This is a genomic window from Arcobacter lacus (assembly GCF_003063295.1).
Classification (GTDB): domain Bacteria; phylum Campylobacterota; class Campylobacteria; order Campylobacterales; family Arcobacteraceae; genus Aliarcobacter; species Aliarcobacter lacus.
Genome location: NZ_MUXF01000019.1, coordinates 341188 through 363647, shown reverse-complemented (window position 1 = coordinate 363647; position 22460 = coordinate 341188). Strand labels below are relative to the sequence as shown.

The window sequence follows — 22460 nt, the reverse complement described above, 5'->3', positions numbered from 1 at the left end:
ATAAAAATAATAGGTAATTTAATGAATGAATGTAAAAAAAATGATATAAAATTAGAACATTATAAAAATGGGAAATTTAGAAATTCAGAACTTGAATATAAATCAAATTTTTCAGATTTTGTTTCAAATGTTTGGGCATTATTTTCAGATAAAACTGAAAATAAAGTACCTTCTAAAGATACTATTCCTATTATAAAATTAACTAAAGAAGATATTTTAGATATGCCTAACAATTCAGTTGTTAGGTTAGTTCATTCAACACTATTATTTAAATTAGATAATCAATTAATATTAACTGATCCAGTTTTTTCACAAAAAATTACTCCATTTCCTTTTGTTGCACCAAAAAGATTTCATGAATTACCAATAGAAATTGAAGATTTGCCATTTATTGATTTAGTAATTATTTCTCATAATCACTATGACCATTTGGATGAACCAAGTATAATTAAATTAAAAGATAAAGTTGGACATTTTTTTACAACAATTGGAGTAAAACGAAAACTTCTTGATTTAGGTTTAGATACATTTAAAGTTTGTGAACTTGATTGGTGGCAATCATGTACAATAAACTCTATAAAAATTTCAGCAACTCCAGCTCAACATTTTTCAGGAAGAAGTCTATTTGATAGAAACAAAACTTTATGGGCTTCTTGGGTAATAACTTCATCAACAATAAATATTTTTTTTAGTGGAGATAGTGGATATTTTAATACCTTTAAAAAAATTGGTGAAAAATATGGACCTTTTGCTATGACATTTTTAGAAGCAGGAGCTTATAACAAAAGATGGAAAGAAATTCATATGATGCCAGATGAAACAGTTCAAGCTCATTTGGATTTAAAAGGGAAAATACTTTTTCCCATTCATAATAGTAGTTTCAAACTTTCACTTCACTCATGGAATGAACCATTAAATAAAGTAGTTGATGAAGCTAAGAAAAAAGAAGTTCAAATAACTCATCCCAAAATGGGAGAAATAATACCAATTTTGGAATTTAAACAAATGTCAAAATGGTGGTAATTAAATTAAATAATAAAATTTTTAAGGAAAATAGTTTAAATAATGTTTGTAAATATAAAAGAAGTAGGAAAAACCTACTTTAGTTCGTGTGATAATTGTATTAAAGATTGTTGTAGTGCACCAATGGTTACTTTAGCACCTTTGGTTATTGATGATTTTGAATATGTATATAAAAGATTTCTTATTCAATTTGCTTTTATAAATGATGAATTAAAAGTATTAATGGTTATAAATAGAGGAAAAGGAAGCTGTATCTATTATGAAAATAAAAAATGTATAATATATGATGAAAGACCACCAGCTTGTAAAATGTATCCAATTTCACCATACTTTGATGAATTTTATATTAGTAGTGATTGCTCAGCTCTGTCTTCAAATGAAAATTTTGGTGAATTAATCCGTGATACAAAAAATGTAAATGATGAATTTCTTCATCCAAGAGTAAATAACTTTGTAAAAAAATTAGAATCAACAAAAAAGTTTTTGGAAAAAATTGAAAAAGATTTAATTTCAAGTATAAAAGTTACAGGGATACAACTTTTTAATTATGGTGGAAAAAATAGGTGATGATGAATATATAAGAATGTATAGAGAATCATTGAAATATTTGTAAATAAGTTTTATAAAAACATTATTTGTTGAATTTAAATACTTAGAAAAATTATTTTTAACTTCTGTTTTCTGACACCCTAGCATTAAATCAAAAAAAGTACAAAAAAGGCATAAAAACCATAAAAAGGATATACGATAAATACTATCGGATTGTGATTTTATACGAAAATTATATCAAAGAGGTTTTTCTTATGTAATTGATTTATCAACTCTAAAATATACTTAGGAATTTAAAAGATTTAATTAAAAAAATAGTTTTAAGAATGAATAATAGTTAATTTAAAATTCAGCATTTCAAACTTTTAAAAGTAAGTTTTTTAGTTTTAAACAGCTTGGATAGCTATAAAATAGGACTTCAATTTGCAGTCTTAAAATGCATATCGTAAAAACCTATCCATTATTTATTAAAGCAATTATATTATTAATAAATTATACATTAGTATGTATTTAAGTCATATACTAAATAATAAGTATTTATTTATTTATTCTCTATTTCCTATATAGTATTTAGTATATATTTTAAATATTAAGATATATTTAATTATAAACATATATAATTAGCTGTATTTAACTTATATACTAAATATGAGTATTTATTTAAGGTATAAAATGGAACTAACTAATATTAAAATAGGAAAAATTATCAAAAAAAGAAGACGAGAATTAAAGTTGGAATTAAAAGATTTACAAGATTATTCAGGTATAAGTTATGTTTCTATTTCAGATATTGAAAATGGAAAAGCAAATCCAACTATAAAAACACTCGAGAAGCTTTTAGATGCTTTGGGTATGCAAATAAATATTGAAGTGGTAACTAAATAATGCAAAGAGCAAAAGTTTTTAGAAACAATATATTTGCAGGATTACTTACAAAACTAAATGAAAAAGAGTACGTTTTTGTTTATGATAAAGAGTATTTGAAACTACCAAATAAAAAACCTATTAGTTTAACTTTACCATTACAAGAAGAAGAGTTTAAATCATCTTATTTATTTCCTTTTTTTTATAACTTACTAGCAGAAGGAAAACTAAAAGATATACAATGCAAAAAGTTAAGAATAGATAAAGATGATGATTTTTCAAGACTTATACTAACAACAAAAGAGAATACAATAGGCTCTATAACTATAGAAAAAGATGAGATATAAATATGGAAAATAATACTTGTTTAGGTTGTTTAGCGACAAATAAAACACTTAAAAATAATTATTGTTCAAAATGTATAAAAGAACTTTTTAATGGGATAGTGCCAAATCCTTTAAATTTTGATAGAGTTGAATTTACTAAAAAAAGAGCTGAATTATCTTCTAGAATGTCAATCTCTGGAGTTCAAGATAAAATCTCTTTGACTTTTGAAAAAAAAGATTTAGTTCCAACTGCAATTAATGGGAAATATATCCTAAAACCAATTTCTAGTGGTGATGGACATATTCAAAATGAAAAAGATGTTGTTGCAAATGAACATTTATCAATGTTGATATCAAAAAATATTTTTAATATTCCAACAGCAAATTGTGGATTAATACAGCTTAGTGATAAAGAACTTGCATATATTACTAAAAGATTTGATTATGATGATATTTCAGGATTAAAATACGATCAAGAAGATTTTGCTGGAATTATGGGGATAACACCATCTTCTCATGGAGAAAACTATAAATATGATGCTTGTAGTTATCTTGATTGTGCAAGAATGATAAAAAAATATGTAGCTTCAAGCATAGTTTCAATAGAAGATTTTTTTAAAAGAGTTATTTTAAACTATTTAATATGTAATGGTGATGCTCATTTAAAAAACTTTTCCTTGTATAGTAAATCTGATTCTAGTGAATATTTTTTAACACCAAATTATGATTTATTAAATACCAGGTTTCATATAAATGAAAAATATGGAGATATGGCATTAGAACTGTTAGATGAATATACTCCTACTTATCGAAAATACGGATATTATACTTATGACGATTTTAAAATATTTGCTAACTACATTGATTTAAAAGAAGTTAGATTCAATAAAATTATGAAGTTTATAGAAGAAAGTTATCCTAAAGTTCAAGAGTTGATTGATAAATCATTTTTAAGTGAAAGTGCAAAAGAGTTTTATAGATCATCTTATAAAGATAGAGTGAAAAGATTGAGTTTTAGTAAAACTTTGGGAAAATGAATCGGATAAATTTATAAAAAATTTTTTCTAGATTAAAGTATAAAATTTAATATATAAGTATTACTTATAATTTTTGGTGGAGATGTGCGGGATCGAACCGCAGTCTTAAAACAGCTCATAAAAGCGTCTACATGCTTAGCAAAGTTGAAAAATTTCACTTCATGACAGCTCAACTTCCAAAAGCAATCATAAAGCTAAGATTTAGAATTTCTTTTTGAAGTTCAATCAATCCCTCAAAAATAATCTATCTAGGGTGAACCAGCAATTATCTACATAGATAGAATCTGTAGTGCCAGCCTCCGAAGACTCAAGCCGTTAGGCGAGTCAGTAAGTTGTTAAACTTACGCAGCTTTTGCGTAAGCTGGAGCGTAATTTGTATTGTTTGCGTCTAAAAAAAATGAACCGCGTAACGGCATGTTCAGGCCGACATGCAACTAATACTCACTGCTCTAATCGATACCAAGTCATCCCCAATTAAAATCGAATTTTACATAAATAATATTAAAACTATGTTAATCTTGTAATCAAATGGTTATCAAACAATAAATTGCTCTCGTATTCATCGATTCTTTTAATATAAACATAGTATAATCTTTACTATAAAAACAATTTGGAGTGAATAAAATGAGTAAAAAAGGTATTTTAATTATCGGTGCAGGCGGTGTTAGTAGAGTAGCCACTGTTAAATGTGCAATGAATATTGACACTTTTGAAAAAATAACATTAGCTTCTAGAACAGTTTCAAAATGTGAAGCAATTGCCGCTGATATTTTAAAAAATCAAGGTGTACAAATTGATGTAGCTAGCGTTAATGCCGATAGTGTTGATGAATTAGTAAAATTAATTGAAAAAGTAAATCCAAAATTAGTATTAAACGTAGCATTACCTTATCAAGATTTAACAATTATGGATGCTTGTACGAAATGTAAAGTTGATTATGTAGATACTGCAAATTATGAACATCCAGATGAAGCAAAATTTGAATATAAACTTCAATGGGCAAGAGATAATCAATTTAAAGAAGCTGGAATCATGGGACTTTTAGGTTCTGGTTTTGACCCAGGTGTTACAGGAGTATTTTGTGCATATGCTCAACAAAATTTATTTGATGAGATTCATTATATAGATATTATGGATTGTAATGCAGGTGACCATGGTTATAAATTTGCAACAAACTTTAACCCAGAAATCAACTTAAGAGAAGTATCTGCAAATGGTAGATATTGGGAAAATGGTCAATGGATTGAAACAACTCCTTTAGAAATTAGAGTTGACCATGATTATCCAGAAGTTGGTGTAAAACCATCTTATTTACTATATCATGAAGAGTTAGAATCTTTATCAAAAAATATTAAAGGTTTAAAAAGAATTAGATTTTTTATGACTTTTGGAGATAGTTATATTCAACACATGAATTGTTTACAAAATGTGGGAATGTTAGGTATTGAACCAGTTGAACACAAAGGTATGATGATTACTCCTATTGAATTTTTGACTACATTATTGCCTGATCCTGCAAGCTTGGGACCAAGAACAGTTGGTAAAACAAATATTGGTTGTATCATTGAAGGTATTAAAGATGGAAAACCAAGAAAAGTTTATATTTATAATGTTTGTGACCACCAAGAGTGTTATAAAGAAACTGGAGCACAGGCTGTTAGTTATACAACTGGAGTTCCAGCAATGATTGGTTCTAAATTACTTTACAAAGGTATTTGGAAAAATACTGGAGTATTTAATATAGAAGAATTTGATGCAAAACCATTTATGGATGAGTTAATGACACAAGGCTTACCTTGGAAAATTTTAGAGTTAGATGCGAAATAAATTATGAATAAAAATTATGAAGTAGTTGATAGTTTTGAAAAACTTCCAAGTCCAGCATATGTATGCGAAGAAGAGTTACTTGAAAAGAATTTAAAACTTTTAAAAAGAGTTCAAGATGAAGCTGATATTAGCATTCTTTTAGCTTTAAAAGGTTTTGCTATGCATTCAACTTTTGATTTATGTAAAAAATATCTTAAAGGTTGTTGTGCATCTGGACTTCATGAAGCTATTTTAGCAAAAGAGGAGTTTGGTAAAGAAGTTCACACTTATAGTCCAGCTTTTAAAGATGAAGAAATAGACGAAATAGTTGCCATTTCAAATCATCTTGTTTTTAACTCTTTTAGTCAATTAAAAAGATTTAAAGATAAAGCTTATGGAAAAGTTTCTTTAGGTATTAGATTAAATCCTGAATACTCATCAGTTGAAGTTGATTTATATAATCCTTGTGCACCATATTCAAGAATGGGAACTACAAAAGCAAATTTTGATGAATCTTTGCTTGAATTTTTAGATGGTTTTCATTTTCATGCACTTTGTGAACAAAATGTTGATGCTCTTGAAGGTGCGTTAAAAGCTTTTGAAAAAAACTTTAGTCAATATTTTGATAGATTAAAATGGGTAAATTTTGGTGGTGGACATCACATAACAAGAGCTGATTATGATGTAGAAGGTCTAATCAAACTTTTAAAAGATTTTAAATCAAGATATCCACATCTAAAAGTTTATATGGAGCCAGGTGAAGCTGTTGGTTGGCAAACTGGATATTTAGTTGCAACTGTTTTAGATGTAATTCGCAATGGTATGGATTTGGCGATTTTAGATACAAGTGCAGAGGCTCACATGCCTGATACTTTAGCAATGCCATATAGAGCTATGATTAGAAATAGTGGAAATGCTGGAGAAAAAGCTTATACATATAGACTTGGTGGAAATACTTGTTTGTCTGGTGATATTATTGGTGATTACTCTTTTGATAAGCCATTAGAAGTAGGAGATAAAATCATTTTAGAAGATATGATTCACTATACAATGGTAAAAACAACAACATTTAATGGTATAAAACTACCATCAATAGTTATAAAAAATAAAGAAGGTTCTTATAAAATTATAAAAAACTTTGGATATAATGATTACAAGATGAGACTTTCTTAGAATAAATTTGTGATATAGGAGATTTGCATAATGGGGCAAGATAGAAGTATTATAAAAAATGAATTTTCAGATATGGATGTAATTGACACAGAAGAAGCAGTAAAACATGACTATAAAGATAGAACACGAATAAGAAAAGAATTAAAAGAAAAAGAAGAAGAAGGTATAAAAAAAGTTCAGATTTGGGTTAAAAAGGATACTTTAGAATACGAAAAGCAGTTAACAAAACTTCAAATAGAATTATTAAAACTTCAAAATTATGTAAAAACAAAGGGCTTAAAAATTTTGATGATTTTTGAAGGAAGAGATGCTGCTGGAAAAGGTGGAACTATAAAAAGAATCACTGAACATTTAAATCCAAGAGGTGCAAGAATAGTTGCTTTGGAAAAACCAACTGAACAAGAAAGAACTCAATGGTATTTTCAAAGATATACAAAACATTTACCAAGTGCAGGAGAAATTGTACTTTTCGATAGAAGCTGGTATAACAGAGCAGGTGTTGAACCTGTTATGGGATTTTGTACTCACGAAGAACATCATGAATTTTTAAGAGAAGTTCCAGAATTTGAGCAAATGCTTGTAAAATCTGGAATAATTTTATTCAAGTTTTATTTTTCTGTTTCAAAAAAAGAGCAATTAAAAAGATTCAAAAAAAGAGAAATTGATCCATTAAAACAGTATAAACTTTCTCCTGTGGATAAAGAATCACAAAATTTATGGGAAAAATATACAATTGCAAAATTCTCTATGCTTATGGCTTCAAATACTGAAATTGCCCCATGGATAGTAATTAGAAGTGATAATAAGAAAAAAGCTAGATTAAACTGTATCAGACATATTCTTTCAAATCTTACTTATACAAATAAATCAAAAGATAAAGATATTTTTAAAATAGATACAAATATTTTGATTAATGGAAAAGAAGAGATTGCAAATATGGAACAAGATAATAAATTTTCAAAAAGAAAAGAGGGTAATTAGATGAACTTAAATGAATTTGAAAGAACAAATCATAGTGGTTTGTATGTTTCAAAGGAAGAACATCCAGACTTTGGTAAAAAATATATTGCTCGATTTCAATATGATAAAAAAAGATATGTAAAAGTTTTAGGATTTACAAAAAAAGATAAATTAACTTTAAAAATAGCTTCTTCTTTACTTGAAGATTTTAAAAATTCAGTTATGAAAAATGTTCAAGAAAAATCAGTTGTAAAAATAAAAGATGAAAAAGTTATCCCTAAAAAAGATACTAAAGATAATGATATTATCAAAAAGTTACAAGAAGAAAATAGATATTTAAAATCAATTTTAGGTGATTATAAAAGCTTAGACTCACATACTTTAGGTGAAGGTATTCAAAAAATTTATGATTTGCAATCTTTGAAACCATATCAAATTGAATTAATCAAACTTCAAGATTGGCTCGAAAAAGTGAATAAAAGAATGATTATTATCTTTGAAGGAAGAGATGCTTCTGGAAAAGGTGGAGCAATAAGAAGAATAACAAGATATATGAATAATAAACACTATAGAGTTGTTGCTCTTGGTAAACCAACGGAAACTCAAAAAAATCAATGGTTCTTACAAAGATACATTACTCATTTTCCAACAGGTGGAGAAATAGTTTTATTTGATAGAAGCTGGTATAACCGTGCTATGGTTGAACCAATTTTCGGATTTTGTACTCCTGAAGAACATGAAATTTTTATGGAAGATATTGTAAATTTTGAACAAGATTTAGTAAGACAAGGAATGATTTTAATTAAACTTTATTTTTCAGTTTCAAAAGAAGAACAAAAAAGAAGATTTGATAGAAGAATTCATGATCCATTAAGACATTGGAAATTTTCAGAAGTTGATATGCAAGCTCAAGATTTATGGGATGAATTTTCTGAAAAAAAATATGAAATGCTTAGAAGAACTACTTCAAGAAGTGCACCTTGGCATATTGTAAGAAGCGATGATAAACATTTAGCAAGGCTTGAAGCTATGAAAATTATTTTAAATTCTGTTGATTATGATGGAAGAAACTATTCTTTGAATTTTGAAGCAAATGAAGATATAAATATTTCTGTACAAAGAGAACTTTTACAAATGAGAAAAACTAAAGATTACTAATTTTTATAGTTTTTTATTAAAATTTTAAAATGGAACTTTATTTTAAGTTCCATTTTTTTTTGCTAAAAAATTCCTTAATTTAGCTTTTAGTTAAGCCTTAGCAAATTTTAGATATTATATTGTCTAAAATTATTAAAATCGGAGTAAATTTAATGGAATTTAACGCAAACAGAGTTGATGAAGCAAATGCAGTTATAACAGCTACGCTTACAAAAGAAAGTATTGAAAATAATTTAGAAAAAGTAGCAAAACAAGCTGCTAAAACTATGAATGTTCAAGGATTTAGAAAAGGTAAAGTTCCTGTTGCAGTTGTTAAACAAAGATATGCTGATAAATTAAGAGAAGATGCTGAAGCTGATGGAATTAGAAAAGTTTTAGCTGATGGTTTAAAACTATTAGATATTAAAAATTCAGATTTAATTGGTGAACCAAGTGTTACAAAATTTGATAAAAAAGACAACGGAGATATCGAAGTTGAATTATCAGTTGCTTGCAAACCAAATATTGATTTAGGAGATTATAAATCATTAGTTCCTGCAGTTAAAGCTATTGAAATTGATCTTAAAAAAATTGATGAAAGATTAACTGAAATTGCTCAATCATCTGCACCATTAGAAAAAATTGCTAGAAAAAGAGCTGTAAAAGATGGTGATTTTGCTGTAATTGATTTTGAAGGTTTTGTTGACGGTATTGCATTTGATGGTGGAAAAGCTGAAAAATATCCATTACAAATTGGTTCAGGTTCATTCATCCCAGGATTTGAAGAACAAGTTATTGGAATGAAATATGAAGAGCAAAAAGATATTACAGTTCAATTCCCAGAAAGTTATCAAGCAAAAGATTTAGCTGGAAAAGAAGCAGTATTTAAAGTAACTTTACATGAAATTCAAGAGAGAGCAAAACCTGAGTTAAATGATGAATTTGCTCAAAAAATGTTACCAGGTCAAAAAGATGTAACAATTGATACTTTAAGAGATAGATTAAAAGAACAAATGGTGGCTGAAGATAAAGCTAAATATTATAGAGATGAATTAAAACCAGTTCTTTTAGAAGCATTAGTTGAAAAAATCAACTTTGCATTACCAACTTCAGTAGTTGAACAAGAAATCAATTATGCTTTAAATAATAAAATTAGAGTAATGACTGAAGAAGAAATTAACGAATTAAAAGAGAATGCTTCAAAAGTAGAAGAAATTAGAAATGAGTTAAAAGATGATGCTGTAAATTCTGTAAAAGCTACATTTATTATTGATGCTTTAGCTAAAGCTGAAAATGTACAAGTAACAGATCAAGAAGTTACTCAAGTATTATATTTTGAAGCAATGCAAATGGGACAAAATCCACAAGATGTTATAAAACAATATCAACAAGCTGGATATTTACCTGCAATTAAAATGTCTATGATTGAAGAGAAAGTTATCTCTAAATTATTAGATGAAAAATTAGGAAAATAATTATAGGATTTTTTATGAGTTATATACCATATGTAGTTGAAAAAACGGGTCGAGGTGAAAGAAGTTATGATATTTATTCAAGACTTCTTAAAGATAGAATTATTATGTTAAGTGGAGAGATAAATGATGCTGTTGCTTCAACAGTTGTAGCTCAGTTACTTTTCCTTGAAGCTGAAGATCCAGATAAAGATATCTATTTATATATCAACTCTCCAGGTGGTGTGGTTACTAGTGGTATGTCTATATTTGATACTATGAATTATATAAAACCAGATGTTTGTACTATTTGTATTGGACAAGCTGCATCTATGGGAGCATTTTTATTAAGTAGTGGAGCAAAAGGTAAAAGATACTCTTTACCAAATTCTAGAATTATGATTCACCAACCATTAGGTGGGGCTAGAGGACAAGCTACTGATATTCAAATTCAAGCAAAAGAGATTCAAAGATTAAAAGATACATTAAATGGTATTTTAGCTTCACAAACTGGTCAAGATTTTGCAACAATTGAAAAAGATACAGATAGAGATAACTTTATGAGTGCAGAAGAAGCTTGCACTTATGGGTTAATTGATGAAGTTATAACAAAACACAAATAAGAAATATTATGGTTAGAGAAGTTATAACTTATCCAAATAAATTACTTCGATTAAAATCAAAAGATGTGGAAAAGTTCGATAGTGAACTTCACACTCTTTTAGATGATATGTATGAAACTATGATAGCTCAAAATGGAGTTGGTTTAGCAGCTATTCAAGTAGCAATTCCTTTAAATGTTTTAGTAATAAATCTTCCAAATGAAGAAGATATACAAGATAAAAATGATTTAATAGAAGCCATAAATCCAGTTATTACACATAAAGATGGAACTCAAGTATTTACAGAAGGTTGTTTGAGTGTACCAGGATTTAGTGAAGATGTTACAAGAGCAGAACATATTATAGTTGAATATTTTAATAGATTTGGTGAAAAACAAACTATGGAAAGTGAAGGTTTTTTAGCTGTTGCTTGGCAACATGAAATGGAACACTTATCTGGACATTTGTTTATTGAAAATCTATCTATTATAAAAAGAAAAAAATTTGAAAAAGAGTGGAAAAAGAGATTAAAAGATAAAAAATAATCTCTTAAAACCCTTTTCTTAAAATATTAAAAATAAGAGTAAATATTAAACTATTTACTAAAATCCAAACAAACCAAAAAAATATTTTTTCAAATTTTGTTAAAAAAATATCTTTAAATAAAATTGGACAAGATTTTATTGCTAAATAAAAAAAGACCGCAATTCCTACTATCATACTGTATTTGTTTATTTGAGTAAATAGTATTGTTACAAAAGATATAAATGGAGAAAAAACAGTTAAAGCAAAAAATTTACCATACTTTTTTCTTTTTGGAGTTCCATTAAAATAACCAACAGTGTAACCACAATTTGGACAAATTGTTCCTAATCTTGATAAAATTTTATGATTACATTCTGGGCAATTCATAAGTGATGACATAAAATAGTTCCTAAAATTTTTGAGTATTATAGCTTTTAAAGTTTAAAAAAGAAGTAGAGGAAATAAAAGTTTTATTGCTTTTCTTCTTCTTTCCATGTTTTGTATAATTTTTCAGCTTTTTCAATTTCTTCAATTGAAGCTTTTCTTCTACAAGATAAATAACTATTTGAACCGTCACAAGAAGCAAAAGGATAAACAGTAGCAAATACCCAATAGTATCCACCTGTTTTTGTAGCATTTTTTACATATCCCGTCCAAATATTACCTTTTTTTATAGTATCCCATAATGATTTAAATGCAGTTTTAGGCATATCAGGATGTCTTATTATATTATGAGGTTTTCCAATCATTTCATCTAAAGAGTATTCACACATTTTGCAAAAATGGCTATTAGCAAAAACTATATTACCTTTTTCATCAGTTTCGCTAACTAAAAATGCATAATCGTCTAATACTATCTCTTTTTCACTCATTATTTGAATCCTTTTATCAAAATTGTTTATTTTTTGCATCTTCTACAACTTCATAAGCCATTGCTGAAACTTCGGTTGCGATAGAGGTAACTTGAATAGTTTCATTTTCATTTTCTTTAGTTATTTTATTTAAAGTTACAATTATGTCACTAACTTGTTCTATTCCTCTCATTTGTTCTTTTGCTGCAATGCTTACATCTTCGATAATAGTTAATGTTTCAGTAATATGAGTATGAAGACTTTTATATCCATTTTGCATTTCTTGTGCTATATCTTTCCCTTCATTTGCTTTTAAAGTTGCAGATTCAACCAATACTTTAATTTCATTTGCTGCTTCAGAACTTTTATTTGCAAGATTTCTTACCTCTTGTGCAACAACTGCAAATCCTTTTCCAGCTTCTCCTGCTGTTGCTGCTTCAACAGCAGCATTAAGTGAAAGAATATTTGTTTGAAATGCTATTTGGTCAATTATACTTATAGCTTCATTTATGGCTGATACTTTTTGATTTATTTCGTCCATTGATAAAGTAGTTTTATCAGCCAAACCATAACCAGTTTGAGCAGCCGATTTTACAGTTTCACCTAAAGATGACATTTTTTGAGCATTTTGAGTATTATTTCTTGTAATAGATGATATCTGTTCTACAGCAGTTGCTGTTTGCTCTAAGCTAGTAGATTGTTCATTTGCTTTTTGTGCAAGTTTTTGCATAGAAGATTTCATAATAGTTGAATTGTTTTCTAGTTGTTCACCATTTGATAAATTTTGTTTAGCCGCATTACCTAAAGCTTCACCTAAAGTATTTACACTTTCCATAACTTTTAATAATCTTGATGGATTTGCTATCTCTTTTGAGATATTTATTCTATTTTTATAATCATTACTTGTGTATGAAACTAATACTTTTTCTATTTCTCTCATATATGTTTCTAAGTAATCAATAGTTTCATTTATAGTAACTTTTAAAGTATTTATCATTGGATTTGTTGTATTTGATCTTATTCTACAATTATAAATACCTTTTTTTAATTTATCAAATATTAAAACACTTTCTCCAATAACTTTCATATCATCTTTGAATCTACCATCAAATTTATCAATAACTAAGTTTATTTGATGAGTCATTTGAGAGAACTCATTATTTCCATTAGTTTCGACTTTTTCTATTTGATTTTGCTTGTATGTTATAAAGTCTAAAAATTCTTTAAAATAAGTGATAAATTTATCTATATTTTTTGTTATTCCTCTTGCAATAATAAAGTAAAGAATAATTTGTATAAATACTAATAAAACTCCCAAAAGAACAATATTATAAAAAAATTCAGAATATATACTTTCTAAATAGTCAGCTTTATTTATTCCAGGAACTAACCACATATTCCATTTTGGAATATACTTATAAAAAATTATTTTATCCTGTTTTGTAACATCTGTATAATATTCGATTATTCCACTAGATTTGTCTGAAACAATTTTTTGTATAAAATCTTCATTTCCTAGATTTTTGCCTTCAACTGTTGGATGAATTGTTAGAGTTCCTTTGTCATCAACAAAGTATATATATCCACTTTTTCCAATTTTTATTTTTTTAATTGCTTCTTTAAACTTATTATCTTGCCAACCTTTTGAATCATTTTCTGCAAAAATGGAGATTAGACTATCTATTGATAATGCAACATTTTCTAAATCTTTTTTTATCAAAAGATTTATATTTTTATTTGCAATATAAAAAGAAATAAATATAATAAGAATCAAACTTATTACATTAAAAAATAGATTTATGAGTAATTTTTTACTTGTTGACATATTTATTTCCTTATGTATAAAAAATGAGTTTGCAAAGCAAATAAATTATATCATAAATTTTTAAATTATTTGCCCAAAATAAAAACTTTATAATATTATTTATGAAAGAGGAACAAAATGAAGATTATAAAATCTGCTTCCATGGATACAATTGATGCTATTAGCATTGATGTTGAATCAACTTTTACAAGAGGACTTCCAAGCTTTACAATTGTAGGCATGATAAGTACAAGTATTAGCGAATCAAGAGATAGAGTTAAATCAGCTTTATTGGTAAATGATTTTAAATTTCCACCTATGAAAATTACTATAAATTTATCACCAACTGAGTTAAATAAAAAAGGTTCACATTTTGATTTAGCTATTGCTTTGCAAATAGCTTTTTATGATGACAAAAAAGTAAACTTTGATGATTTTTATTTTTTTGGAGAGTTATCTCTTGATGGAAAGATAAAAGATACAAATCTTATTTTTCCAATGGTACTATCTTTAGCAAAACAAAAACTAATTAATAAAGTTGTAGTTTGTGAAAATAGTGCAAAAAAACTTGCCAATATTCCAAATATAGATATATATGTAGTGAAAGATTTGAATAATGCAATAGAATTTCTAAAATCAAATTTAAAAGATGAATATTTATATAAAAAAGAGTTTTCTTTATATAAAACTTTAGAAATAAATGGTGAAAAGTACTTTTATGACACAAAGTATGTAGAAGATTTTAGTGATGTTTTAGGACAAGATATGGCTAAATATGCAGCTATGATTTGTGCAGCTGGAAACCATAATTTTATTATGGAAGGAAGCCCTGGTTGTGGGAAGTCTATGATATCAAAAAGATTACAATATATTTTATCTCCTATGAGTCTTGAAGAAATCTTAGAAAAAGCAAAGCTTCAAGCACTTGATTTTAAAGATATAGATTTTTCACCAATAAGAGCTTTTAGAAATCCTCATCATACAGCAACAAAATCATCAATATTGGGTGGAACAAACTCAAAAATGGGCGAAGTTGCACTTAGTAACAATGGCGTTTTATTTTTCGATGAGTTGCCACATTTTCCAAATAATATTTTAGAAGCACTTAGAGAACCTCTTGAAGATAATAAAATATTAATCTCAAGAGTAAATAGTAAAGTGCTTTATGAAACAAAATTTATTTTTGTTGCAGCTTTAAATCCTTGTCCTTGCGGTAATCTTCTTTCAAGTGTAAAAGAGTGTAGATGTAGTGAAGTAGAAATACAAAGATATAAAAATCGTCTTAGTGAACCATTTTTAGATAGAATCGACTTGTATTTAGTGATGAACGATAGTTTTAATGATAATAAAAATATCGTAAGTTCGACTGAACTTCATCAAAATGTAATAAAAGCTTTTATCAAACAAAAAAGTAGGGGACAAAAAGAGTTAAATGGAAAACTAAGTGATGAGGATATAAAAAAATATTGTCTTTTAGATAATGAAAGTAGTGAAATTTTAGAAAAAGCAAGGCTAAATTATAGTTTGTCATTTAGAAGTATAAATAAAGTTTTAAAAGTAGCACGAACTATTGCTGATTTAAATGATAATGATATTATCACTAAAAGTGATTTATTAAAGAGTTTGAATTTTAGAAGAAGATAAAGCCTTATAAAAATTATGTTACTATTACGGTCATTTATTATATAAAAGGCAAATAATGACAAAATGCGGATATGTTTCAGTTGTAGGACGACCAAATGCAGGTAAAAGTTCTCTTCTAAATTGGCTTGTTGGTGAAAAAATAGCAATGGTTTCACACAAGGCAAATGCTACAAGAAAAAGATCAAACATAATAGTTATGCATGAAGATGACCAAGTTATCTTTATAGACACACCAGGAATTCATGAAACAGAAAAACTTTTAAATCAGTTTATGTTAGATGAAGCATTAAAAGCTATGGGTGATTGTGATTTGATTTTATATCTTGCACCAGTTACTGATAAAATAAGTTATTATGAAGACTTTTTAGAAAAAAACAAAAAAAATGTAAAACATATCTTACTTCTTACAAAAATAGACTTTATAAATAATAATGAACTTATGGAAAAGTTAAAAGAGTATGAAAAATATAATGATAAATATGAGGCTATTATTCCTGTATCTATTAAAAAAGCTACAAAAAAAGCTGATATTTTAGGTGAAGTTGTAAAATACTTACCAGAACATCCATATTTATATGACCCAGAGATTATGACAACTGAACATTTAAGAGATATTTTCAAAGAGTTTATACGAGAATCAATTTTTGAAAATATTAGTGATGAAATTCCTTATGAAGCAGATGTTATAGTAAATAAAGTTGAAGAAAAACCAAATGTAGATGTGATAAAAGCTACGATAATTGTACAAAAAGATACTCAAAAAGGTATGATTATAGGGAAAGGTGCAACTGCAATTAAGAGAATTGGAAGAGATGCCAGAATGAAAATAGAAAAGCTTACTGGTAAAAAATGCTTTTTAGAACTTTTTGTTTCAATCAAAAAAGGCTGGACAAAAGACAAAGAGGGCTTAAAAGCTCTAGGATATGACGTAAACTTATAATAAAATTTCAAAATTAAGCCACATTTTTATATACTTTGATAATAATTATTAAAGTTAAAAATGAGGCTTTAAATGAAGAATATTCTCCTACAAGAAAAATTAACTTTACTTGAGATTGAAGTCTCTGAGAAAATTGATAACAAAAACCTAAAAAACTTTATTTATACTAACTTTAAACTAAAAAATATAACTACAAATAAAAATGATAAAATTTTTCTAATTTATATAAAAGAACTAAAAAAATACCAAATCTTTATCTTAAATGAAAAGTATGATTTTTTTGAATTTCAAGTTTTTGAACAATTTTATGAAAATAAAGAAGAGTTTGGAAAAGTCGATTTATACTTGAGTGAAGATTTTTTTTGTTTATATAAAAATTCTAAAATCTACTATTATCAAAAGCTAAACCAAATTATACAAAAAGATGAACTCATCGAGTTTTTAAATAAAAAATTTCAAATAAATATAGATAATTTTAAACAAATTGATAAAAATGAAATTGAAAAACTAAAAAATAGTTATTTAGAAAAAAATATAAAACAAAATTTATCTTTTCTAAATTTGAATCAAGATTATGGTTTTGTCTTTTTTGTTTTTTATCTATTTATCATATTGATTTTTTCATTTTTTATCTTTTCAAATGAAGAAAAGATTGAACAAATAGAAAACAAAGAAGAGATAAATATTGATATTTTAAAACATAAATATAAATTTCAAAGTTTTCAAGAAAAACTTGATTTGATTATTCAAGATATAAATACAAATAGTTTAGATTTACAATCTTTAGAGTTTAAACAAAATAGATTGAAGCTTATTTTAACTTCAAGCAAAAAAGAGGATTTATATCAATTTTTAGAAAAAAACAATAAAAATATAACTTTTTCATCTATAAATCTTTTGGAAAATTCAAATCTTTATGAGGCTGTTATTGATGCTAAAATTTTTGAATGATAAATTTATAAATAGCCAAACAAAAACAAAAATCGAGCTTTATTTACTTCCTTTATTACTATTATTGCTTATTTCTTTTTATACTTTTGAAGAGAAACAAGAAGAGATGATTTCTACAAAAAATAGTTTTTATGAAATTTCAAATAAAAAATTTGAAGGTTCATATCTTGAAGTTTTAAGTTCTTTAGAGAATTTAGCAAATAAAAATCAAATAACTATTTTAACAAATGAAAAAGATAAAGAATCGATTCTTTTAAAAGGAAAATCAAAAATAATTGTTTTAGAAAACTATTTAAAACAAATAGAAAATTTAAATAATTTTTCTAAAGTGCAAAGTCTGCTTTTATATAAAAAAGATGAAAATGGTTACTATTTCTTTGATTTAAAAATTAGTTTTGAGAAGTTCTATTTCAAGCAATTAAAAAATGAAAATGAACTGGAGTTAAAAGTTGAAGATGATGCTCTAAACAAAATTTCTAAAGAAAAAGAAATAATAGAAAATAAAAAGTTTGAAATAAATGCAATTATTGATAAATATGCTTTAATAAATGGAAATTGGATTGAACAAAATGAAGAGATAGATGGTTATAAACTGGTCGAATTAGAAATGTATTTTGTAATTTTAGAAAGCGAAACTGAAAAAATAAAATTGGAAGTAGATCATGGAGAATATTTTAAAAATTTTAATTGATTTTTCTTTATTTGAAAAGTATGACAAAGAGTATTTTATCAATAACAAAATCGTGCCTATTTGTGAAGATAGTATCTCTTTAAAAGTGGCTGTTTGTAAAAATTCAGATTTATCTAATATAAAAGAAAAGTTTTCAAAACTTATCAGTTTTGTTGAAGCTGATGAACTTGATATTTTATTTTTATTAAGTAATTTAGATAAAAAAATATATCTTTATAAAATAGCTTCAAAATCCATTTTCCAAAAAACTGATGAAAAATATATTGAAGAGTTTTTAAATGAATTAACTTTATTTTCAATATATTTAAGAACGAGTGATATTCATATTGAAATGTATAAAAACTTAGTTTTATTTAAATTTAGAGTTGATGGTCGATTAAAGATATTTTTTACTTTTGAAAAAGAGTTTTTTAAATCTATCTCTTCATATATTAAATTAATTTCAAATTTAGATATGACACAAATAAGGCTTCCACAAGATGGACGTTATTCTTTAAATATAGAAGATAAAAAGTATGATTTTAGAGTTTCAACGATGCCAACACTTGAAGCTGAATCAATAGTTTTACGAATTTTAGATAATAAAAATATAGATAAAAATCTTTTAACTTTAGGTTTAACTCAAAGTTTATTACATAAATTAAAAGAAAGCTTAAAATTAACTCAAGGTTTGATTTTAATAAGTGGTCCAACAGGAAGTGGAAAAACTACAACTTTATATTCAATTTTAAAAGAGTTAAATTGTGAAGATAAGAAGATAATTACTGTTGAAGACCCAGTTGAATATAAAATAGAAAGTATAAATCAAGTTCCAATCAATCCAAAAATTGGGCTTAGTTTTGAAGTTGTTTTAAAAAATATATTAAGACAAGACCCAGATATAATATTTATTGGAGAAATAAGAGATAGATTTTCGCTTGATATTGCTTTACAAGCTTCATTAACTGGACATTTAGTATTAGCAAGTATTCACAGTAATAGTGCAGTTGAAACTATAACTAGACTTATTGATTTACAAGCAGATCCATTTTTGATTTCAACTACTTTAAAACTTATAATGGCTCAAAGATTAGTTTTAAATTATTGTAAATTTTGTAGTGCAAATGGTTGTGAAAAATGTAATTATACAAAATATTATGATAGGTCAAGTATTGCAGAGATTTTAAAAGTTGATGAGAAGATTTCATCTTTAATATTCAAAAAAGCTGATATAAATGAATTTAAAGAGTATTTAAAAAGTATAAATTATCAAACTTTATTGGATGATGGAAAATTAAAAGTAAATAAAAATTTAACTTCAATCGAAGAAATTTATAAAGTGGTTACTTACTAAAATGAAAAAATACAAAATAAAATATCAAAAAGATGAAAAAGTAGAAGAGATGATTTTAAAAACTTCAGATTTGACAAATGAGAATTTGCCTCAAAATATTTTAGAGATAAAAGAACAAGAAAGTTTGAAGATAAATTTTAAAAGAAAAATCAAAATTGATAATAAAAAAATAAATTTGCTTTTTTATGAATTAAATTTAATGCTTCAGGCAAATATAAACTTTTCTGATGCTCTTGATATTTTGATAAAAAATAAAAATGATAAAAGTATAGTAAAACTATTACAAATAATAAAAGATTCATTTTCAAGTGGAAAAGCAATCGATGAAAATTTAAAAGAGTTTAATATAAACCATTTAGTGATAAGTTTTCTAAAAAATTCTCAAGATAGTGGAAATATAGTTTTAAATATAAATGCTTTAAGTAGACTTCTAATAGAAAATTCTGAACTGGAAAAGAATTTTTATAAAGCTATTTCTTATCCAATTTTTCTATTTATTACATTTTTTTTCTCAATTATTACAATATTTACTTTTGTTATTCCGAAATTTAAAACTATATTTTTTCAAGTAAAAGATGAGTTACCACTTGCCACAAAAGTTTTATTAGTATTTGAAAATTTTTTTGTAAATTACTCTTTTTATTTCTTTTGTTTTTTTAGTTTTATTTTAATTTTCATAATTCATTTTTATAAACAAAACCCTAAATTTGAATATTTTATTGATAAATTTATGGTTAGAAAGATTATTTTAATTAAAGATATTTATTTAAATATGCAACTTTATAGACTTTTTTTATTGATTGGAATAATGCTAAAATCAAACTATGAATTTCATAAAGCTTTTATTTCTTCTAAACTTTTATTAAAAAATAAATACCTATTGGATAAAATATACACTATTGACAATTTATTACAAAATGGAAAAAGTATTAATAACTCTTTTTCAAAAACGAAACTTTTTGATGATATTGTTTTAAATCTGATAAATACTGGGGAGATTTCAAACTCTTTAGTTATTACAGTAGATGAAATAAAAAAGATTTATAAAAATAGATTTGATGACAAAATGAGTTTTTTAATATCGCTGATACAACCAATTTTTTTAGTTACTATTATGGGATTGATTTTATGGATAGTGTTAGCAATATTTATGCCAATTTGGAATATGGGAAATATGATAAACATTTAATAAAAAGGAGCAACTTTGATTAATTGTTATGTAAAAAAAGGAAATAGATTAACTGTTGTTGAAGGTGTAGAATTTATTGATAATGGCGAAGATAAAAATAGTGTTATTTGGATTGATATGCTTCTTCCTACAATAGATGAAATACGAGCTGTTGAAAATCTATTTGATATGAAATTTCCAACAAAACAAGAGAGTGAAGAAATTGAGCTGAGTTCTCGATATTGGGAAGAAGATAATAGAATAGAAATAAACAGTTATTTCTTAATAAACGAAACAAAAGAAGCATTCAATGAAACAGTATCTTTTATTTTACAAGGTGAATTATTAATCTCTGTTAGATATAAAAAATTACAAAGTTTTAATACTTTTACAAAAAAATTATTGACAAGTCCAAGAGAGTTTAAAAATGGTTACTCAATCTTTTGTCAAATTATAGATATTAGAATTGATGCAGATGCAGATATTATTGAGAATTTAAGTAAAGAGATTACAAAAATTAGAAAACATGTTTTTACAGATTATTCAAATGATGATGAAGATATCTTAGAAAAAATTTCTATTTTTGAAGATTTAAATATGAAAATTAGAGAAAACTTAACAGATAAACAAAGAATTCTAAATTCTCTATTAAAGTCTCAAAAATTTGTGGATGATAAGAATGAATTACCAATTATGTTAAAAGATATTAGGTCTTTGATTGATCATACGAATTTTAACTTTGAAAGATTAGATTATTTACAAAATATTTTTATAGGATTATTGAGTATTGAACAAAATAAAGTTATAAAAATTTTTACAATTGTAAATGTTATTTTTTTACCACCAACATTAATAGCAAGTATTTATGGTATGAATTTTGATTTTATGCCAGAACTTCACTTTGAATATGGATATCTATATTCAATAGCATTTATGATTTTAGCAGCAGTTACTCCACTTATTATATTTAAGAAAAAAGGGTGGATATGATTATTTTGAAAGGAAAGAATTTTAATGAATAAAGAAATAGATTTTGAAAATGCAATAAAAAATATTTTAACTTATATAGGAGAAGATATAAATAGAGAAGGTTTACTTGATACTCCAAAAAGAGTTAGAAAAGCTTTCGAATTTATGTGTAGTGGTTACAAACAAGATCCAAAAGAGATTATTCAAAAAGCACTATTTACATCAACAAATGATGAAATGGTTGTTGTAAAAGATATAGAGTTTTACTCTTTTTGTGAACATCATATGTTACCTATTATTGGAAAAGCTCATGTTGCTTATATTCCAAATGGAAAAGTTGTTGGACTTTCTAAAATTCCAAGAGTTGTTGATGTTTTTGCAAGAAGACTTCAAATACAAGAACAAATGACAGAACAAATTTGTGAAGCTTTAAATGAGCATTTAAAACCAAAAGGTGTTGCTGTTATGATAGATGCAAGACACATGTGTATGGAAATGAGAGGAGTTGAAAAAATCTGCTCAACTACAGTTACTTCATCTTTAAGAGGGCTTTTCAAATCTGATAAAAAAACGAAAGATGAGTTTTTATCAATTGTAGCTTCATCTTTTCATAAATAGACTAAATAGAAGATAAATACTTCTTCTATTAGTTTATT

General features: G+C 25.7%; 23 protein-coding genes and 1 other RNA gene. 20 read left to right on the top strand and 4 right to left on the bottom strand.

The genetic code is table 11. The features are described from left to right. Window positions 1-21: 21 nt before the first annotated feature. From B0175_RS10545 to B0175_RS10525, 5 genes are all read left to right on the top strand, one after another. On the top strand, window positions 22-1023 hold the full coding sequence (locus B0175_RS10545) for an MBL fold metallo-hydrolase (protein WP_108528511.1): 1002 nt from the start codon (window positions 22-24) through the stop codon (window positions 1021-1023). A gap of 42 nt (window positions 1024-1065) precedes the next feature. Next, window positions 1066-1590, top strand: coding sequence for a YkgJ family cysteine cluster protein (locus B0175_RS10540; RefSeq protein WP_108528510.1), 525 nt, complete (start codon window positions 1066-1068; stop codon window positions 1588-1590). Window positions 1591-2244: 654 nt separating this feature from the next. Next, complete coding sequence (locus B0175_RS10535; protein ID WP_050071656.1) at window positions 2245-2457, top strand: helix-turn-helix domain-containing protein; 213 nt, start codon at window positions 2245-2247, stop codon at window positions 2455-2457. Further along, window positions 2457-2783 (top strand): HipA N-terminal domain-containing protein, encoded by a 327-nt coding sequence (locus B0175_RS10530; RefSeq protein ID WP_108528508.1) that lies wholly within the window; start codon window positions 2457-2459, stop codon window positions 2781-2783. Before B0175_RS10535 ends, B0175_RS10530 begins: the two co-directional genes overlap by 1 nt. Window positions 2784-2785: 2 nt before the next feature. Further along, complete coding sequence (locus B0175_RS10525; protein ID WP_108528507.1) at window positions 2786-3799, top strand: type II toxin-antitoxin system HipA family toxin; 1014 nt, start codon at window positions 2786-2788, stop codon at window positions 3797-3799. A gap of 74 nt (window positions 3800-3873) precedes the next feature. On the opposite strand, the gene ssrA is transcribed toward B0175_RS10525, so the two are convergent. After that, window positions 3874-4271: a transfer-messenger RNA gene (ssrA, locus tag B0175_RS10520) on the bottom strand. Window positions 4272-4423: 152 nt separating this feature from the next. Between ssrA and B0175_RS10515 the strand changes: the two genes are divergently transcribed. The 7 genes from B0175_RS10515 (at window position 4424) to def (ending at window position 11473) form a co-directional block, all read left to right on the top strand. Continuing rightward, complete coding sequence (locus B0175_RS10515) at window positions 4424-5626, top strand: saccharopine dehydrogenase family protein (protein ID WP_012147679.1); 1203 nt, start codon at window positions 4424-4426, stop codon at window positions 5624-5626. Window positions 5627-5629: 3 nt separating this feature from the next. After that, window positions 5630-6778: a carboxynorspermidine decarboxylase gene (nspC, locus tag B0175_RS10510; protein WP_108528506.1), complete on the top strand. Its 1149-nt coding sequence runs from the start codon at window positions 5630-5632 to the stop codon at window positions 6776-6778. A 129-nt stretch (window positions 6779-6907) separates the two neighbouring features. Further along, complete coding sequence (ppk2, locus tag B0175_RS10505; RefSeq protein WP_210004363.1) at window positions 6908-7759, top strand: polyphosphate kinase 2; 852 nt, start codon at window positions 6908-6910, stop codon at window positions 7757-7759. Continuing rightward, complete coding sequence (ppk2, locus tag B0175_RS10500) at window positions 7760-8896, top strand: polyphosphate kinase 2 (protein ID WP_108528504.1); 1137 nt, start codon at window positions 7760-7762, stop codon at window positions 8894-8896. 152 nt (window positions 8897-9048) lie between these two features. Further along, window positions 9049-10350, top strand: a complete 1302-nt coding sequence (gene tig / locus B0175_RS10495; RefSeq protein WP_108528503.1) for a trigger factor — start codon at window positions 9049-9051, stop codon at window positions 10348-10350. Window positions 10351-10364: 14 nt separating this feature from the next. Beyond that, a complete protein-coding gene (clpP, locus tag B0175_RS10490; protein ID WP_108528502.1) occupies window positions 10365-10949 on the top strand; it encodes an ATP-dependent Clp endopeptidase proteolytic subunit ClpP in 585 nt (194 codons plus the stop codon). Between the two features lie 8 nt (window positions 10950-10957). Then, window positions 10958-11473 carry a peptide deformylase gene (gene def, locus B0175_RS10485; RefSeq protein WP_108528501.1) on the top strand — a complete coding sequence of 172 codons (516 nt, stop codon included), beginning with the start codon at window positions 10958-10960 and terminating at the stop codon, window positions 11471-11473. A 4-nt stretch (window positions 11474-11477) separates the two neighbouring features. On the opposite strand, the gene B0175_RS10480 is transcribed toward def, so the two are convergent. The 3 genes from B0175_RS10480 to B0175_RS10470 form a co-directional block, all read right to left on the bottom strand. Further along, entirely contained in the window at window positions 11478-11852 is a 375-nt protein-coding gene (locus B0175_RS10480) for a hypothetical protein (protein WP_108528500.1), read from the bottom strand. A 71-nt stretch (window positions 11853-11923) separates the two neighbouring features. Beyond that, entirely contained in the window at window positions 11924-12325 is a 402-nt protein-coding gene (locus B0175_RS10475) for a PAS domain-containing protein (RefSeq protein WP_108528499.1), read from the bottom strand. Between the two features lie 16 nt (window positions 12326-12341). Then, window positions 12342-14129: a methyl-accepting chemotaxis protein gene (locus B0175_RS10470; protein ID WP_108528498.1), complete on the bottom strand. Its 1788-nt coding sequence runs from the start codon at window positions 14127-14129 to the stop codon at window positions 12342-12344. 117 nt (window positions 14130-14246) lie between these two features. On the opposite strand from B0175_RS10470, the gene B0175_RS10465 reads away from it, so the two are divergent. The 8 genes from B0175_RS10465 (at window position 14247) to folE (ending at window position 22422) form a co-directional block, all read left to right on the top strand. Beyond that, window positions 14247-15752: a YifB family Mg chelatase-like AAA ATPase gene (locus B0175_RS10465; protein ID WP_108528497.1), complete on the top strand. Its 1506-nt coding sequence runs from the start codon at window positions 14247-14249 to the stop codon at window positions 15750-15752. A 55-nt stretch (window positions 15753-15807) separates the two neighbouring features. Beyond that, a complete protein-coding gene (era, locus tag B0175_RS10460) occupies window positions 15808-16692 on the top strand; it encodes a GTPase Era (protein ID WP_108528496.1) in 885 nt (294 codons plus the stop codon). A gap of 72 nt (window positions 16693-16764) precedes the next feature. Continuing rightward, window positions 16765-17643 (top strand): hypothetical protein, encoded by an 879-nt coding sequence (locus tag B0175_RS10455; protein WP_108528495.1) that lies wholly within the window; start codon window positions 16765-16767, stop codon window positions 17641-17643. Next, on the top strand, window positions 17624-18334 hold the full coding sequence (locus B0175_RS10450; protein WP_108528494.1) for a hypothetical protein: 711 nt from the start codon (window positions 17624-17626) through the stop codon (window positions 18332-18334). Before B0175_RS10455 ends, B0175_RS10450 begins: the two co-directional genes overlap by 20 nt. After that, window positions 18306-19667, top strand: coding sequence for a GspE/PulE family protein (locus tag B0175_RS10445; RefSeq protein WP_108528493.1), 1362 nt, complete (start codon window positions 18306-18308; stop codon window positions 19665-19667). The genes B0175_RS10450 and B0175_RS10445 overlap by 29 nt, the downstream gene beginning before the upstream one ends. Before the next feature lies 1 nt (window position 19668). Beyond that, window positions 19669-20856 (top strand): type II secretion system F family protein, encoded by a 1188-nt coding sequence (locus B0175_RS10440; RefSeq protein ID WP_108528492.1) that lies wholly within the window; start codon window positions 19669-19671, stop codon window positions 20854-20856. A 15-nt stretch (window positions 20857-20871) separates the two neighbouring features. Then, the gene (corA, locus tag B0175_RS10435) at window positions 20872-21825 is read left to right on the top strand and encodes a magnesium/cobalt transporter CorA (protein WP_108528491.1); all 954 of its coding nucleotides are present in this window, start codon (window positions 20872-20874) and stop codon (window positions 21823-21825) included. Window positions 21826-21849: 24 nt separating this feature from the next. Further along, complete coding sequence (gene folE / locus B0175_RS10430; RefSeq protein ID WP_108528490.1) at window positions 21850-22422, top strand: GTP cyclohydrolase I FolE; 573 nt, start codon at window positions 21850-21852, stop codon at window positions 22420-22422. The last annotated feature ends 38 nt before the right edge of the window (window positions 22423-22460 follow it).